We start from the raw sequence: 14,437 nt of genomic DNA, 5'->3' as shown, positions 1-14,437 counted from the left end.
CATTGCAATCGTCTGCTCATGGGCGAACACACCGTCGCTCGTCGAGACCGGTGATTGGTTCTGCCCTCGCGTCGACACCACCCTGACGACGGCATCGCTGCAGTCGCTCAGCGCTGCCCATCCGAGGAGACCCGGGCGTCGAGCCCCAGCGCGAGCGTCGCCCAGGGACGGTGCGTCCCTCTCGCCGTTCTCAGGATGAAGGGTGGGACCTGCACATCTCAGGTAATCCGCGAGGAACGAGCTTATGAGATTCAACTTTACACATACGCTGGCGGCGATGCTGTCGTTCGGCCTTGCCGGCTGCGTCGCGACAGAGGACGCCCCTGTGGACGTGGGCTCTCTCAGCGATGCGCTGAGCGTCATCAAGATCGAGGCCGAGGACCAGTCCTGGTCGACCTCCCCCGGCGACCGGATCGAGGACAACGCGCAGAACGTGAAGCTCCGCGCCAACCAGATCGGCGATACCTTCAGGTTCTCCACGCCGATCGCGGCCGGCAGGTACACGATCGTCCTCCGCCACGCGAAGCGGAACGTGTACGGCCAGTACGCCCTGAAGGCGAACGGCGCCTCGGTGGCGACCTTCGACGCCTATACCGGCACCACGGGCGACAGCTGGACGACGACGACGCTCGGCGATGCGTCGCTCTCCGGCGCCGTCGAGTTCACGCTGCAATGCACCGGCAGGAACGCCGCCGCGTCGGGTTACGACCTCAAAGTCGACTATGTCGAGCTCGTGCCCGCAGGCGGCGGCTCATCGGGCAGCGGCGGCACGGGCGGCGGAGGGCAGCAGCCCGGCGGCAGCGGCTCCGCAGAGGATCGCTGCGATGTCGGCGTGTACGACCCGAGCGACCCGCCGGCGTCGCTCAACGTCACCGGCAATCTCGGCACCCACGACCCCGCCATCCTCGTCCAGGATGGCACCTTTTATCTTCAGCAGACCGGCCCACGGCTCCCCGGCAAGCGGTCCAACAACCTCATCGACTGGAGCGGCGCCCCGAGCGCCTTCGGCGCGACGAACCCTGCCTGGGTCGCGCGGGACGTCCCGGGCGCGACCGACCTGTGGGCGCCGGATCTCTCGCGCTTCGGCGGCAAGGTCCACCTCTATTACTCGGCCTCCACGTTCGGGAGCCAGAGCTCGTGCATCGGCCACGCCACCCGGGACTCCATGGCGTCCGGCAGCTGGACCGATCACGGCTCGGTGATCTGCTCGCGCCGCGGGGATCGCTACAACGCCATCGATCCCAACGTCATCGTCGATCAGGCGGCCACGCCGTGGCTCGTGTTCGGCAGCTTCTGGGACGGCATCCGCGCCGTCCAGCTCGACCAGAGCGGCGCCCGGGTGGGCGCGGAGGTTCACGCGCTCGCCTCGCGCGGCGGCGGCGCGATCGAGGCGCCCTTCGTGGTCCGGCGCTGCGGCTATTACTATCTCTTCGTCTCCTTCGACAGGTGCTGCAGCGGCACCGACAGCACCTACAACATCCGGGTCGGCCGCTCCGAGAACGTGCTCGGCCCGTACGTCGACAAGAACGGCACGCCGATGCTGAACGGCGGCGGCAGCCTCGTCCTGCAAGGCAACGAGCGCTGGCGCGGCCCGGGCCACAACGCGGTCCTGTTCAACGGCAAAGCCGCGTACAACATCTTCCACGCCTACGACGCCAGCGCGAACGGCGCACCCAAGCTCCGCGTCTCCGAGCTCGCCTGGGACAGCGCCGGCTGGCCCATCTCCGGCGGACCTTGAGCGATGTCGCGGCGAGGGGGCGTCCTCCAGGCTGACGTGACGGCGTGAAAGGCGCGGAGTTTGCCGCATGTCAGCCCTTCGCGAGGCGGCACCCCCGAGGATTGCTCGAGCGGCCGAGCGGCCTTAGAGGCCCACCAGGATCGCGGCGCCGAAGCGCACCCCGCGCCCTCTGCGCGTCCGGGGTGGAGGGACCCTTGCACGCCGGAGCTGCCCGCGATCGAGGAGCGGCGGGAAATGGTGCGCATGGTTCCGGTGTTGGTCGTCGCCTTGCCGTGCGGCGCGCTCGCGCTCACGGCGGCCTGCTCCGATCCCACCCCTCCGCCGCGGCCGCGGCCCGGCGCACAGCCTGCGGCGGAGGAGGCCCAGAGATTCATCGAACAAGCGGAATCGGAGCTCCACGAGCTCAGCACCCAGAACAACCGGGCCGCCTGGGTCGCGTCGACGTACATCACGGCCGATACGCAGGTCCTCGCGGCCGCGGCGAGCGCGAAGCTGCTCGGCGCGCAGACCGACTACGCCGAGCGCGCGGCCCGCTACCGCGACCTCGAGCTGCCCTACGACGTCCGCCGGCGGCTCGATCTCCTGCGCACCTCGCTCACCCTCTACGCGCCCGCCGATCCGGCGAAGACGCAGGAGCTCGCGACCATCGCGTCGAGGCTCGAGGCCACGTACGGCGCGGGCAAATACTGCCCCTCGGCCGGCCAGTGCCTCGATCTCCAGGAGCTCAGCAGGATCATCGCCAAGAGCCGCGATCCCGAGGAGCTCAAGCGAGCGTGGGTCGGCTGGCGCACGGTCTCCGCGCCGATGCGCGGCGACTTCACCCGGCTCGCGGCGCTGGCGAACGAGGGCGCCCGCGAGCTCGGATTCAAGGACACCGGCGACGCCTGGCGCGCGAAATACGAGATGCCGCTAGAGGCGCTGCCCCGGGAGGTCGACCGCCTCTTCGGGCAGGTCAAGCCGCTCTACGACGCCCTCCACTGCTACGTGCGCGGCCGCCTCGCCGCGCGCTACGGCGAGGACGTCGTGCCCGGCGCGCGCCCGATCCGGGCCGATCTGCTCGGCGATATGTGGGCCCAGGACTGGAGCAACATCCACGATCTCGTCGCGCCCGAGGGCGTCGCGCCCATCTACGATCTCGACGCGGCGCTCCGCGCGAAGGGGTTCACGCCGATCGAGATGGTGAAGACGGGCGAGCGCTTCTTCGTCTCGCTCGGGTTCGAGCCGCTCCCGGCCACCTTCTGGGAGCGATCGCTCTTCGTCAAGCCGGCGGATCGCGACGTCGTCTGCCACGCGAGCGCGTGGAACATCGACGACGAGGAGGATGTGCGCATCAAGATGTGCATCGACATCACGGCGGACGACTTCCAGACGATCCACCACGAGCTCGGCCACACCTTCTATCAGAGGGCGTATAACCACCTCCCGTGGCTGTACCGCGACAGCCCGAACCCGGCGTTCCACGAGGCCCTCGGTGACACCATCGGGCTGTCGGTCACGCCGGCGTACCTCCAGCGGATCGGGCTCGTGGACGAGCTGCCCCCGCCGTCGAGCGATGTCTCGCTCCTCCTCCGCGACGCCCTCGCCAAGGTGGCTTTCCTGCCGTTCGCGGTCCTCGTCGACCGGTGGCGCTGGGGGGTCTTCTCCGGGGACATCCCGCCGGCGGAGTACAACAAGGCCTGGTGGGATCTCCGGAGGAGATACCAGGGCGTGACGCCGCCGGTGCCCCGCTCCGAGGCGGACTTCGATCCCGGCGCGAAATACCATGTGGCGGCGAGCGTCCCGTACATCCGGTATTTCTTCGCGCATATCCTCCAGTTCCAGCTCCACCGCGCGCTCTGCGAGGAGGCGGGGCACAAGGGGCCGCTCCATCGCTGCACGATCTACGGCAGCGAGCAGGCCGGCGAGCGGCTCCGGCGGATGATGGAGATGGGGCGGAGCCGGCCGTGGCCGGAGGCGCTCGAGGCCGTGACCGGATCGCGGCGGATGGATGCGGCGGCGATGCTCGATTACTTCGCGCCGCTCAGGGGCTGGCTCGATCGGCAGAACCGCGGCAGGACGTGCGGATGGTAGGCTGCGGCGGGCGCGGGACGCGCGCGCCGCCCGGGCTTCAGGCCTGCGGCGGCGTGTAGAAGGCGAAGCGCGTGACCGCGCGGTAGCCCATCCCTTCGTACACGGGCCGCCCCATGTCCGTCGCGTGGAGGACGGTCCTCTGGATCCCTGTTCCGCTCAGCGCGTCGTCGAGGCAGCCGCGCATCACCGCCTCGGCGTACCCTTTGCGCCGGTGCTCGGGCGCGGTGACGACGAAGCCCACGTAGCGGATTCCCTCCACGATGAACGTCGCCGCGGAGCACACGGGCGTTTCGCCCACGTAGCCGACGCGGCCGAACGCCCGGTCGCCCCACATCGCCTCGTGGGCCACGGAGGCGCGCCCCGCGGGGATCGGGACGCTGTAGGCCGCGGCGTTGAGGTCCGCGATGGCGGTGCGCGTCTCGGCGTCGGCCACGCGCCGGAGATCGAGGCCGGAAGGTGCGCGCCGCGGCGGGGTGATCGCGTCGGCCACCATGCCCAGGAGGGACACGGCCGGCTTGAAGCCGAGCCGGCCGAGGAGCTCGGCGGTCGCGCCCCCGTCGCCGCCGGGCGACCAGCTGTCGGACAGCGCGAAGAGCCACGGCACGCCGCCCGCCCGGGCGAGCTCGACGGCCCCGCGCGCCCGGCGCTCGAGATCCTGGAGGTCGGTGGCCGGCGAGGAGAGCGTGGCCATGTTGAGCAGGACCATGTCCGTGCCCGAGAGGACGACGGTGACGCCGTCGGTGTGCTCGATCCGATGGCCCGGGAGGCCCTGGCTGAAATAGATCCAGGCGGCCAGGAACTGAGCGTTGGACTCTTCGATCTCGATCGGGTCGGGCATGCGAAACCTCCTCGAAGCGGAGAGTAGCCGGAACCGGGCGTCCGGGGATCGGGCTGCCGCTGTCGCGCTGCGTGCGGAGCGATCGTGCCGAGCCGCCGGTCGCGGCGGGGCGCTCCGTCGGAGGAGATGAGGTGGCCTGTCCGGTAGGAACTCTGAGAGGGGGCGGCGCCGCACCACGGCGCGCACACGCAAGGGCGCAGACCGGGAGAGATCGCGCGCAGCGAGATCGCCGGGATCCGCCGTGGCTCGCTCACGCCTCGGGCCGCTTCACGGCTCGATTTCTTCGAGCGTGTGGCAGTTGTTGCACGAGAACTCGCCCGTCATCGTCGTCGGGTCGAACCTGGGGACCTGGAGCAGGTCGGCCATCGCGGGTACGACCTCGTTGAACATGAAATCGGTCCATTCCTGGCGCTCCGGGTGCTCCGGATCCCCCACCCACTCGAGGAACCCTTCCTCGCTGGCCGGGAGCGGGGCGATCGCCGGGCTCGGCATCGCGTAGGCGCGCTCGACCGCGTCGTCCCCGTGGCACGTCGTGCAGTCGAAGGTCTCGTACTTCGCGTCGTACGCGACGAAGACCTCCTTCATCCGGGGCATGACGACGGTGGTCATGTACGTGGTGCGCTCCTCGAAGGTCATGTCCTTCCACGCGACCTCATCGGGCTCGCCGCCGCCCGCGCCGTCCGCGCCGCCGCCGCCGCCCGCGCCGCCGTCGTCCGTGCCACCGCACGCAGCGACGAACAGGCACGCCGCCATCGAGATGCGCCTCATGACCGCGCGGCCTCTTCTCGTCCAGCGATCGGACCGTGTCGCGTGATCCGGTTGCTGCGCGCCCGTCCTCGCCTCGTTCGTCGCCGGTTCCGCGGTGTTCATGGATCGCATCGTCGTGTCTCCTTGGGTTAGAAGCAGGCCGTCCGGCCGTCCCCGACCGGATGCGCCCTGGTTCTATCGTCACGACGAACGGGCTGATGCAGGATCGACACGCCTCTCAATCTTTTTTATATTCTCTTAAGTATGAGAATTTATTGATTTTTTTTGCGAGACCGCGCTGCCCGGTGCGGCGGGGCGGGCCCGCGATCCCGGGATCGCGCCGTCTCCGTGGCCGCCTGGCCTAGGGCGACGGCAGGGTCGCCTCGATCTCGCGCCGCAGCGAGCGATCGAAGACGAACGTCCCGAAGGGGACGATCGACGACACGAAGGCGAGCAGCGAACGCCCGAGCGACCACCGGCGCCGGACGGCGGCGTGGGCGAGCGCGGCGAGGAACAGCACGAAGAGGAGGCCGTGGGCGCTGCCGACGACGCGAACGGCGAGCGGCTGGCCGGCGAGGTACTTGAGCGGCATCGCGATGAAGAGCAGAAGGAGGTACGACAGGCCTTCGAGGATCGCGATGAGGCGGAGCTGGCGGAGCGCGGTCATGACGGGAAGGTAGGGCAGGGGGCAGGGGCTCGTGGAATTCTTCTCGGGCACCGGCGCAGTGCTCGCGTCTCGACGTAGGCGCGGCCGGGCGCGGAATCCAGGGGCGAGGCTACGCCGGGGCGTCCGGGCCGGCGGCGGCCGAGCGTCGGTGCGGCCGAGCTACGCCGGGGCGTCCAGGCCGGCGATGCCCGCGGGGGCCGCGGGCATCACGGGCGGCGCGGACAAGAGCGCCTCTGCGCACGGCGCGATGACCTCGCGCACGGCGTCGAGGTGGCAGCGCGCCCGCTCCGCCTCGGTGAGCCGGCCGTGGTCGTGCCACGCGGCGGCGTCGATCCCGGCGCGCTCCGGGCCCCGGGCCGCGCGCACGCCGGCGAGCGCCTCGTCGAAGGCGCGGGCCACGGCGGCGCGCACCGGCTCGCCGCCCCGCGCGACGGCCCAGCGCACGAAGGCCCACGCGAGCTCGGCGTGGGCGGCCTCGTCGGCGGCGATCCTGTCGAGGGCGCGGCGCACCTCGGGGTCGCGGGCCAGGCTCCGCTGCGCGCCGGCCTGGAGCGCGGCGAGCGTCTCGCCCACGCAGCCCTCGCGCACCGCGCTGGCCGCGGCGCTGGCGAGCGTGGGCGCGTCGAGCGCGCCGTCCAGCGCGAGCCTCCCCGGGCCGAGCGACCGGCCGGCGTAGCGGCTCGCGAGGGTGAAGCAGGCCCGGGCGTGGTGCAGCTCGTCCGAGAGGGCGCGCTGCGCGGCGTCGAGCAGGGCGGGCGGCGCGCCGAGGGCGAGCAGATCGAGGGCGAAGCGCGCGAAGGACGCCACGGACGCGTGCTCGAGGCGCGCGTCGGCGAGCCACGCTTCGGCGAGGGCGGCGCGCGTCGCGGGGTCGAGCGCGAGCGGCTCGTCCGGCGCGGCGGCGAGCACCCAGTCGGTCCGCGCCTCGACGCCCGCGAGGCGCGGCTCGCCGCCCACGAAGAAGGGGCGGCCGCAGGCGCCGACGCCGAGGTTGTTGGTGTCGTAGCAGCACTGGCCGTCCTCCAGCCGGCCATGCTCGTAGACCACGCAGGACACGGGGTTCGGGTGGTACTGGCTCGGGCACGTCGCGGCGCTTCCCCCCGCGCCGCCGGCCCCGCCAGCGCCGGCGTCGGCGCGGACCTCCTCCGGCGGGAAGCACCTCGTCTCACCGACCTCGCCCTGTCCGCCGGAGCCGCCTTGTCCGCTGGCGCCGCCCTGACCGCCGGCGCCGCCCTGCTCGCCCGCGCCGCCGGCGCCTCCCGCGCCGCCGGTCCCGCCTGCGGTCTCCGCGCCGCCGTCGGCGCCGTCCTGGCAGCCGAGCGCCAGCGACAGGCCGGTGAACACGCCGGCTCCCACGATATGCATGATGCGCGCGCGCAGCTCTCTGTTCATGGCGCTGTGCCTCCTTGCGACGTGCCGTCGATCGGCGTCGGACCCCTCCTTATATCTCAGAGCTATCGATGATGGGGGCCGAGGATGCGGTGCCTCCTCGACGAGGACATTGTCTCCTTGGCATCCTTGGCGGCGCGGGGGGACAAAGTCGTCGCGTATCGCCGGGAGGGGCGCGAGACGAGGGCGCGTCATGTCCCGTAACGGACGCTCCTCGATAACGTTGCTGTGAGTTCACGCCTTCTTCCCCGCCCTTCATCTCGTCGTTGGGGGGGAAGGCGGTCTTCACATGACGACACGGGCTCGTCGGGCGCGCTGCCCGCCGAACGTCGCTGGAAGGCCGCTCGACGAGCGGCGTCGTCTGCCAGGTCGTCAGCGAACGTCGCCGAGCGCGGTCGTCCGCGCGGCCGGGCCCGCAGGGACGAACGCGCGGATCTCCGCGATCATCACCTCCGCGGCGTCCTCGAAGAAGAAGTGATCCGCGTCGGGGAGCTCGATCGTCTTGTGGTCCGGGAAGGCGGCCTCGAAGCGGGCGAGATCGCTGCGCGGAAACCCCACGTCCTTGAGCGCCCAGAAGATGAGCGCCTTCCGGTCCGCGAGCCGGGGCAGGCCCGCCTCGACCTCCGCGAAGTACTCGGTCGCGGCCGTGATTTGCCCCGGATAGAAGGCCGCGATGCCGCGGCGATCGAGCGGGAGAAACGGCCGGAGATAGACGTCGGCGACCTCGGCGGGCAGCTCCCGCACGATCCCGTTGTCGATCCCCAGCGCGGCGAACCCGTTGAAGTTCACCTGCGCGAACTCGCCGATCGGCCCGCCGACGATCCTCGAGAACTTGCCGCGCGGCGTGCTCGCGCTGGTCGGCCAGGCCCACGTGCTCCCGAGGACGACGCGGCGCACGAGCTCGGGCCGGCGCCCGGCGAACCCGAGCCCGATGGGGCCGCCCCAGTCCTGCATGACCAGGGTCACGTCGCGGAGGCCGAGCCGATCGACGAGCTCCTCGACGACGCGGCTCTCCTCGCCCGGCGTGAAGCCGAACCCGGCGGGCGCCTCGGACAGGCCGAAGCCCGGGTAGTCGAGCGCGACGCACCGGTACGAGCCCCGGAGCCCGTGAATGAGCTCGCGCCACTGGAACGACCACGCCGGGTTGCCGTGCAGGAAGAGGAGCGTCTCGCCCTGACCCTCGTCCACGTAATGGACGCGCGCTCCGCTCGGGAGCTCGACGAACCTGTGGTCGACGTCGAACATCGCGCGCGGGATCTCGAAGGCCATGCCTTGCGGACCGCGCGGCGCGGCGCGTTCGCTCGAGAGCGCGCCCGCGACGCCGACGAGCTCGATCGCGCCGAGGATCGCGACCGCGGCCACGGCGGCGCGCGAGGAGCGCGGCCGCTCGACGAGGCGAGGGACGAGCAGGGCCAGCGCGACCGCGGCGCAGGCCACGGCGGGGAGCGCGGCGGCGGCGAGGCCGCGCGGGCCCGCCAGGATCATCCCCACGAGGACGCTCGCCGCGAGCCCGGCGAGGCTCGCCGCCAGGATGGAGCGCGGCCGCGCGGAGCGCTCGGCGACGGCGCGGTAGAGGAACGCCGCGGCCACCGCGACGAGGGCGCACGCGGGGGTGACGACCGCGTACCGGAGCGCGGGGAAGAAGGCGATGCCGCGCGCATGCGGTACCGCCAGGACGGCCATGGTGGCCAGCAGGACGACGCAGACCGCCGCGGCCAGCCCGGCCCAAAGGACGCGCAGCACCTCCGCGCCGGTCCATCTCCTCGTCATCGTGTCGGTCAGAGTCGCTCTTGTTTCGCTCTTCATCGTTTCCTCCCGTGGGTCGAGGTGGCCGTGGCCGCGGCGGACGCGAGGCACACGCCGGCCGGGCGAGCCTTGCCGCTCGCCGCAGAACATCGCGCGATCGCCGCGGAGCTCTCGGCGCTGGGCCGGCTCAGCCGGCCAGGGACCGCCGCGCCGACGAGCCCATCATGTGCCCGGGAACGTCATGTCTCCAATACATGGTATTCATCTGAACCATGCAGGATGGACATGATGCGCGTGAGCTCTCCGCCCTGGACCTCAACCTGCTGGTGGTGCTCGACGCGCTGCTCGCCGAGCGCCACGTCACCCGCGCCGCCGCGCGCCTCGGCATGACCCAGCCGGCGTGCAGCCACGCGCTCGGCCGGCTGCGCCGCGCGCTCGGCGATCCGCTGCTGGTGCGCGGGACGCGCGGCGCGATGCTGCCCACCCCGCGCGCCGAGGCCCTGGCGCCCGGCCTGCGCGACGCGCTGCGCGGCCTGGCCAGCGCGATCCGCGGCGAGGCGCGCTTCGATCCCGGAGCGGCGCGGCGCACCTTCCGGGTCGCCACCGGCGACTACGCGGAGCTCGTGCTGCTGCCGCCGCTGCTGTCGCTCCTGGCCCGGGAGGCGCCGGGCGTCGACGTGTGGATGCTGCCGCTCGCGCTGACCCTGGAGGGGGTGGTCGCGCAGCTCTCGTCGGGCGCCGTCGACGTCGTGATCGGCCCTCCTCGCCGCGGCTGGCCCGAGGGCCTCTACCTCCGCCCGCTCTTCGACGAGCGCTTCCGTTGCGTGGTGCGGCGCGGCCATCCGGCGGCGCGCAGATCTCTCACCCTCGACCGCTACTGCGCGCTCTCGCACCTCCTCGTGGCGCCGCGCGGCACGCCGGGCAGCCTGGTCGACGACGCGCTGGCGGCGCTCGGGCGCAGCCGGCGCGTCGCCGCGACGGTCTCGCACTTCCTGGTCGCGCCGCACGTCGTCGCGGCCACCGACCTCATGGCCACCCTGGGCGCCCGCATCGCCGACGCCACCGCGGCGCCGCTCGGGCTCGCGGTGCTGCCGCCGCCCCTCGAGCTGGCCGGCTTCTCGTTCGCGATGATCTGGCACGAGCGCACGCACCACGATCCGGCGCAGCGCTGGCTGCGCGACCAGCTCGCGAGGGCGGCGTCCTGAGCGCGGGAGACGGCCGCACGACGCCGCGCGGGCCTCCGTGAGGCGCGCCCCTTACGACGCGTACGTGAGCGACGAGGCGATGCCGGTCCGCGGCGCCATCTGACCTGCGCGCGCCAGCGCCGCGTCGCTCTCGGCGTCTCCGCTGCGCAGATCGCCGAGCCGGCGCGGCGTGAAGCGGATGTCGTCGAAGACGGCGGTGCAGCCGTCGCCCGTGGGCGACTGGGCCGAGAAACCGACGGCGAGCTCGGTCGTGCTGCTGAGCGAGAAGCTGCGGAGCAGGTGCCAGCTCGCCCCGTCGGTGGAGGCGTGGAACGCGCACAGGCGCCCGAGCCGAGAGACGCGGAGCCAGACGTGGTCGCCGTCCACCTCGAAGGATCTTCGATCGTCCGACAGGCCGCGGGTCACCACGGAGGCGACCGTCGGCACCCGCTCGGGCGACAGCTCGAAGCAGAGCTTGGCCCACGCGCGCTCGTGCGCCCAGAGCAGCAGCACGCCCGCGTCGTGCGCCGCCGCGAATCCCACCGTCACCCGCGCGCTGGCGAGGAAGTCCCCGTGCGGCGTCCCGAGCAGGCGCGGCGCGTTCAGGAGGCCGGTGGTGCGCTCCGGATCGAGGAACAGGTCGGTCTTGCCGCCCGCCGTGACGGTCAGGCTCGATGCCTTGCCGGTGCTCCAGCTCCTGGGCGGTACCTCCCAGCGGAGCGGCGTCGGCAACGGCGCTAGGTGTACAGGCTCACTCACCTTGTATGCCTCCCCCCTTCATGACGACCATAGTACCGGAGTCCGTTCCTGTCTTGTCGTCGAATCGTTTCGATGTGTATGCAGGATCTCAGGCCCATGCGAATTACCGCCCTTCTGGTGTCCTGCTGTATGGCTGTAAGCCTGGCCGGTTGCTTGAGGGCGAAGCGCGGTCCACCCGAGTTCCTGGTGGGGGTGCGGCCCGTGACCTCGGCGGGGGGCGGCTCCTCTTCGTCGGCGGGCGGCTCCTATGCGGACGCCGCGGCGGTGCTCGCCGCCGCGGCCGGGGCGGCGGCCGTGAACCGCAAGCTGTACGACACCTGCTACGCCGTCTGTGAGACCGGGACGGCGTGCGATCCTGCGACGGGGCTGTGCGTGCGGTTGCCGTGCGGCGGGAAGTGCCCTGCCGATCGCCGCTGCAAGGTGGTGGAGGGGAAGGAGGCCTGCGTCCTCGGGGAGCCCGACCGCGGCGTCGTGCCTGGTCCGGTCGATCCGGGAGCAGGGCACGCCGGGCCGCGACAAGCGACGGGCGAGGCGTCAGGGGCCGGGGAAGCGGCGGGCGGCGCCGAGGGGGCGGGCGCGAACTGACGAGAGGGGCGCGGGATCGCGGCTCGCCGGGCGGCGATCACCGCCGCCGCGACAGATCGAGCAGCGCCCTCGCGCGCGAGTACGCGATGTACGGGTTGTCTCCGGAGCCGCCAAGATCGTCGTTGTCCTCGCCCGCGCCCTGCGGCCTCACCGGCATCCAGAGGTAGTCCGGGTGCATGGCCTTGCCGTTCACGCCGTTGGCGAAGGCGGGGTTCTTGATCCACTCGCCGCCGAGCACCGTCAGCCGATCGTCGAGCTCGAGCACGTAGTGGAGCTCCGAGGTGAGGATCGGGACGTTGCGCAGCGCGGGCGGCCGGAGGAGGTCGGCGGCGCTCACCTCGTCCGAGATCATCCCGTAGCGCGCCCCGACGCGGACGAAGCGCCTGGCGTTCGGGTTGAGCAGGTAATTGTAGCAATCGGCGCCCTGGTACCCGCCGTTACAGACGAGCCGCGCCGCCTCCTGCGCGCTCACCTCCGCCATCGTGTCGATGGTGAACGAGGTGACCGGGTAGCTCCACACCTCGCGGTGCCACGTGTAGTCGACGATGAACGAGCGCTGCGCTCGCCCGCTCGACGCGGAGCTGATGGAGCTCGCGCCCAGCCCGAGCAGGCCGGTCATGGCCACGTGCATCGTCCCCGGGTTCAGGTCGCGGCACGCCGGATCGACCGGCCTGCCGTAGACGTCGCGCTGGACGAGGTCTTCCCGCGTCTCGCAGCGCCGCCCCGACATGGTGGCGGAGTCGTTGTGGTACACCTCGGTCATGAGCGCCTCGATGTCCGCCGTGCGGAACAGGATGCACCCCCGCTCGACCGCCGCGCACTCGATCAGCGTGCCGCCGGAGACCTTCACCCGGATGTCGCGCAGCGGCGGGCCGCCGCCCTCCGCGACCACGTAGGCCGCCCAGCCGTTGCAGTGTCCCCACCAGTACTCCGGGGTCACGCCCTGGTACAGCCCGTGGTGCGTCAGCTCCCAGTACGTCGTCGGCCCCGCCACCCGCGTCGCCCGCGGCGCCGCGCGCGTGCCCTCCGGCAGGCCGGCCTCGCCGGCGACGGCGCCCTCGGGCGGCTCCAGCGACCGCGCCTGCCCCGCGTAGAACAGGAGATCGTACTTCTCCGCCGGCGAGAGGTTGTCCGGATCCGACGTCAGATCGCCGTAGTCCTTGACCACGGAGTTCCAGCGGTCGGCGATGCCGTTCCTGTTCTGGGGCCACCACTGCGAGGCGAAGGGGCCCGTGGACTGGCCCTGCAGCAGGGTCGAGTTCAGCGCCGCGTAGGTCCCCCGGAGCTCCGGGTGCAGGCTCGTGGGGAGGTTCGCGGCGTCCATGGGCTCGCGCGTCCCGCTCAGGGGGATGAGGAGCGTGTGCGAGCCGCCGAGGATCTGCCCGGTCTCCGGCGAGAACCCGAGCACGTACGGCACCGAGCCGCCCTCGATGAAGCGCGCCGCTGCCGGCTCCGCGCCGCTCTGGAGAGCGGCCGCGCCGTCGCGCAGCGGCTCTTGCCGATCCGGATCCATACAGCCCAGCGCGAGAACCGCCGAGCTCACCGCCACCGCCCCGATGCGCATTGTCATGGCTGCTTCCCCCCGTGACGCCTACCTTCTGCCACCCGCGTCGCCGATGTCTGCAGAGGTCAGGCCAGCGGCGAGGTGGACGCGTCGCGCAATCGATGCACGCGCAGGAGAGCTGCGTCGGTGGGCGCGTTCGTCCTTTGCGTTCTCCTTCGCGCTCGCGCGATTGCGCTCCAGACGGCGGCGCGTGCGCTCGCGCACCTCGGGCCTGCTCCTGTCGCGCGGCCGCGGCGGCCTTTCGTCCGAGGAGCTCTCGCGCCCTCGTCACGTCCTCATGCGAGCTCTGCGAACGTCGCGCGCGGCGCGCCGCGCGAAGGGCTCGACGTCCTCGCGCCCTGGCCGTACGCGTCCCCGCCACGACCCTCGAGAACGTCGCTGTCCACCCTGCCCGAGAGCCGCGCGTCCGTCCCGGGCCCGAACGGACGTGATGGGCGGCAGGGCTGGTGGCGACGTCGACCGTCCCGGCGGCTGTCGTCCGACGTGGCGTCGAGCTCTGCGGGCGTGCGCGGCGCCGAGGGCTATCGATCGGAGATGGAGCGTGCCCCCGTGATGTTGCCAGTCGGGGTGACCGAGGGCTCTGCGTACGAGCTCATCGAGATACCCTCGGATCGGGTGGACAGGGAGATGCTCGTCGCCGGCCCGTCGAGCGGGATCCCGGAGGCGCTCCAGGGTCTCTTCTGGATGGATGGGAACCCGCTCCCCGACGAGGTGGTCTCGCTCGGCGGGTCGGTCTGGGACGCCGAGACCAGCACGACCCGGATCCATGTCTACGGCGAGCGGGTCTGGAGCTGGCACGCCGATCTCCGGGGGCGCGGGCTCTACGCGCTGGTGCGCGCGGCGCGCCTCGTCTACGAGCTCCGGCTCGACGCCGAGCGGACCTTCGGCGAGATCGTCCCGTTCGTCAGCCTGGCCGGCCGGCGGGTCCGCGTCCCGGAGCAGCTCGCACGGCTCACGATGCGCCGGGTGAGCGATGGTCACTGGCTGCGCGAGAGCTGGTTCTTCGGCGTATTCCATCACGTCTATGATCTGCGCCGGATCGTCTGCGGCGATGGATCGAGGACGGACGCGTTCGCCGCCTACGCGAGCTCGGCGCCGGCCCGGTCGGCCCTCGCGGCGCGACGCCCCGCTGCAGCCGCGCGCGACGCCC

12 protein-coding genes (1 of these 12 only partly in view) are annotated in these 14,437 nt (G+C 72.2%); 5 read left to right on the top strand and 7 right to left on the bottom strand.

Annotated features, from left to right (window positions below; all coding sequences use genetic code 11):
- Positions 1-244: 244 nt before the first annotated feature.
- Both WME83_RS23860 and WME83_RS23855 read left to right on the top strand, forming a co-directional pair.
- Positions 245-1,738 (top strand): arabinan endo-1,5-alpha-L-arabinosidase, encoded by a 1,494-nt coding sequence (locus WME83_RS23860; RefSeq protein WP_437321573.1) that lies wholly within the window; start codon positions 245-247, stop codon positions 1,736-1,738.
- Between the two features lie 234 nt (positions 1,739-1,972).
- The gene (locus WME83_RS23855) at positions 1,973-3,808 is read left to right on the top strand and encodes a M2 family metallopeptidase (protein ID WP_437321572.1); all 1,836 of its coding nucleotides are present in this window, start codon (positions 1,973-1,975) and stop codon (positions 3,806-3,808) included.
- 37 nt (positions 3,809-3,845) lie between these two features.
- On the opposite strand, the gene WME83_RS23850 is transcribed toward WME83_RS23855, so the two are convergent.
- The 5 genes from WME83_RS23850 to WME83_RS23830 form a co-directional block, all read right to left on the bottom strand.
- On the bottom strand, positions 3,846-4,646 hold the full coding sequence (locus tag WME83_RS23850; protein WP_437321571.1) for a GNAT family N-acetyltransferase: 801 nt from the start codon (positions 4,644-4,646) through the stop codon (positions 3,846-3,848).
- A 267-nt stretch (positions 4,647-4,913) separates the two neighbouring features.
- Complete coding sequence (locus tag WME83_RS23845) at positions 4,914-5,516, bottom strand: hypothetical protein (RefSeq protein ID WP_437321570.1); 603 nt, start codon at positions 5,514-5,516, stop codon at positions 4,914-4,916.
- A 238-nt stretch (positions 5,517-5,754) separates the two neighbouring features.
- The gene (locus WME83_RS23840) at positions 5,755-6,060 is read right to left on the bottom strand and encodes a DUF3817 domain-containing protein (protein ID WP_020736696.1); all 306 of its coding nucleotides are present in this window, start codon (positions 6,058-6,060) and stop codon (positions 5,755-5,757) included.
- 159 nt (positions 6,061-6,219) lie between these two features.
- Entirely contained in the window at positions 6,220-7,452 is a 1,233-nt protein-coding gene (locus WME83_RS23835; RefSeq protein ID WP_437321569.1) for a ferritin-like domain-containing protein, read from the bottom strand.
- 369 nt (positions 7,453-7,821) lie between these two features.
- Positions 7,822-9,219, bottom strand: a complete 1,398-nt coding sequence (locus tag WME83_RS23830; RefSeq protein WP_437321568.1) for an alpha/beta fold hydrolase — start codon at positions 9,217-9,219, stop codon at positions 7,822-7,824.
- Between the two features lie 248 nt (positions 9,220-9,467).
- On the opposite strand from WME83_RS23830, the gene WME83_RS23825 reads away from it, so the two are divergent.
- Complete coding sequence (locus WME83_RS23825) at positions 9,468-10,400, top strand: LysR family transcriptional regulator (protein WP_437321567.1); 933 nt, start codon at positions 9,468-9,470, stop codon at positions 10,398-10,400.
- Positions 10,401-10,451: 51 nt separating this feature from the next.
- Here WME83_RS23825 and WME83_RS23820 read toward each other — a convergent pair whose 3' ends face one another.
- The gene (locus WME83_RS23820; protein WP_437321566.1) at positions 10,452-11,138 is read right to left on the bottom strand and encodes a DUF1349 domain-containing protein; all 687 of its coding nucleotides are present in this window, start codon (positions 11,136-11,138) and stop codon (positions 10,452-10,454) included.
- 153 nt (positions 11,139-11,291) lie between these two features.
- Between WME83_RS23820 and WME83_RS23815 the strand changes: the two genes are divergently transcribed.
- On the top strand, positions 11,292-11,723 hold the full coding sequence (locus tag WME83_RS23815) for a hypothetical protein (protein ID WP_437321565.1): 432 nt from the start codon (positions 11,292-11,294) through the stop codon (positions 11,721-11,723).
- Between the two features lie 37 nt (positions 11,724-11,760).
- Here the strand turns inward: WME83_RS23815 and WME83_RS23810 are convergent, their stop codons facing one another.
- Positions 11,761-13,293 (bottom strand): hypothetical protein, encoded by a 1,533-nt coding sequence (locus WME83_RS23810; RefSeq protein WP_437321564.1) that lies wholly within the window; start codon positions 13,291-13,293, stop codon positions 11,761-11,763.
- Positions 13,294-13,821: 528 nt separating this feature from the next.
- On the opposite strand from WME83_RS23810, the gene WME83_RS23805 reads away from it, so the two are divergent.
- A protein-coding gene (locus WME83_RS23805; protein ID WP_437321563.1) for a hypothetical protein crosses the window boundary here: on the top strand, positions 13,822-14,437 show its 5' portion. The gene runs 8 nt beyond the window's last position; only the first 616 of its 624 coding nucleotides appear in the window; its start codon is at positions 13,822-13,824; its stop codon lies off the right edge, out of view.

This window comes from Sorangium sp. So ce385, from assembly GCF_051474135.1.
GTDB lineage: Bacteria > Myxococcota_A > Polyangia > Polyangiales > Polyangiaceae > Sorangium > Sorangium cellulosum_D.
Note: the sequence above shows the minus strand (reverse complement) of the source record. Positions and strands in the feature narration are given on the sequence as shown.

Excerpts from the sequence above, each read along its gene's own strand:
- WME83_RS23860 (WP_437321573.1), top strand. The coding sequence starts at position 245 with ATGAGATTCAACTTTACACATACGCTGGCGGCGATGCTGTCGTTCGGC.
- WME83_RS23855 (WP_437321572.1), top strand. The coding sequence starts at position 1,973 with ATGGTGCGCATGGTTCCGGTGTTGGTCGTCGCCTTGCCGTGCGGCGCG.
- WME83_RS23850 (WP_437321571.1), bottom strand. The coding sequence starts at position 4,646 with ATGCCCGACCCGATCGAGATCGAAGAGTCCAACGCTCAGTTCCTGGCC.
- WME83_RS23845 (WP_437321570.1), bottom strand. The coding sequence starts at position 5,516 with ATGAACACCGCGGAACCGGCGACGAACGAGGCGAGGACGGGCGCGCAG.
- WME83_RS23840 (WP_020736696.1), bottom strand. The coding sequence starts at position 6,060 with ATGACCGCGCTCCGCCAGCTCCGCCTCATCGCGATCCTCGAAGGCCTG.
- WME83_RS23835 (WP_437321569.1), bottom strand. The coding sequence starts at position 7,452 with ATGAACAGAGAGCTGCGCGCGCGCATCATGCATATCGTGGGAGCCGGC.
- WME83_RS23830 (WP_437321568.1), bottom strand. The coding sequence starts at position 9,219 with ATGACGAGGAGATGGACCGGCGCGGAGGTGCTGCGCGTCCTTTGGGCC.
- WME83_RS23825 (WP_437321567.1), top strand. The coding sequence starts at position 9,468 with ATGCAGGATGGACATGATGCGCGTGAGCTCTCCGCCCTGGACCTCAAC.
- WME83_RS23810 (WP_437321564.1), bottom strand. The coding sequence starts at position 13,293 with ATGACAATGCGCATCGGGGCGGTGGCGGTGAGCTCGGCGGTTCTCGCG.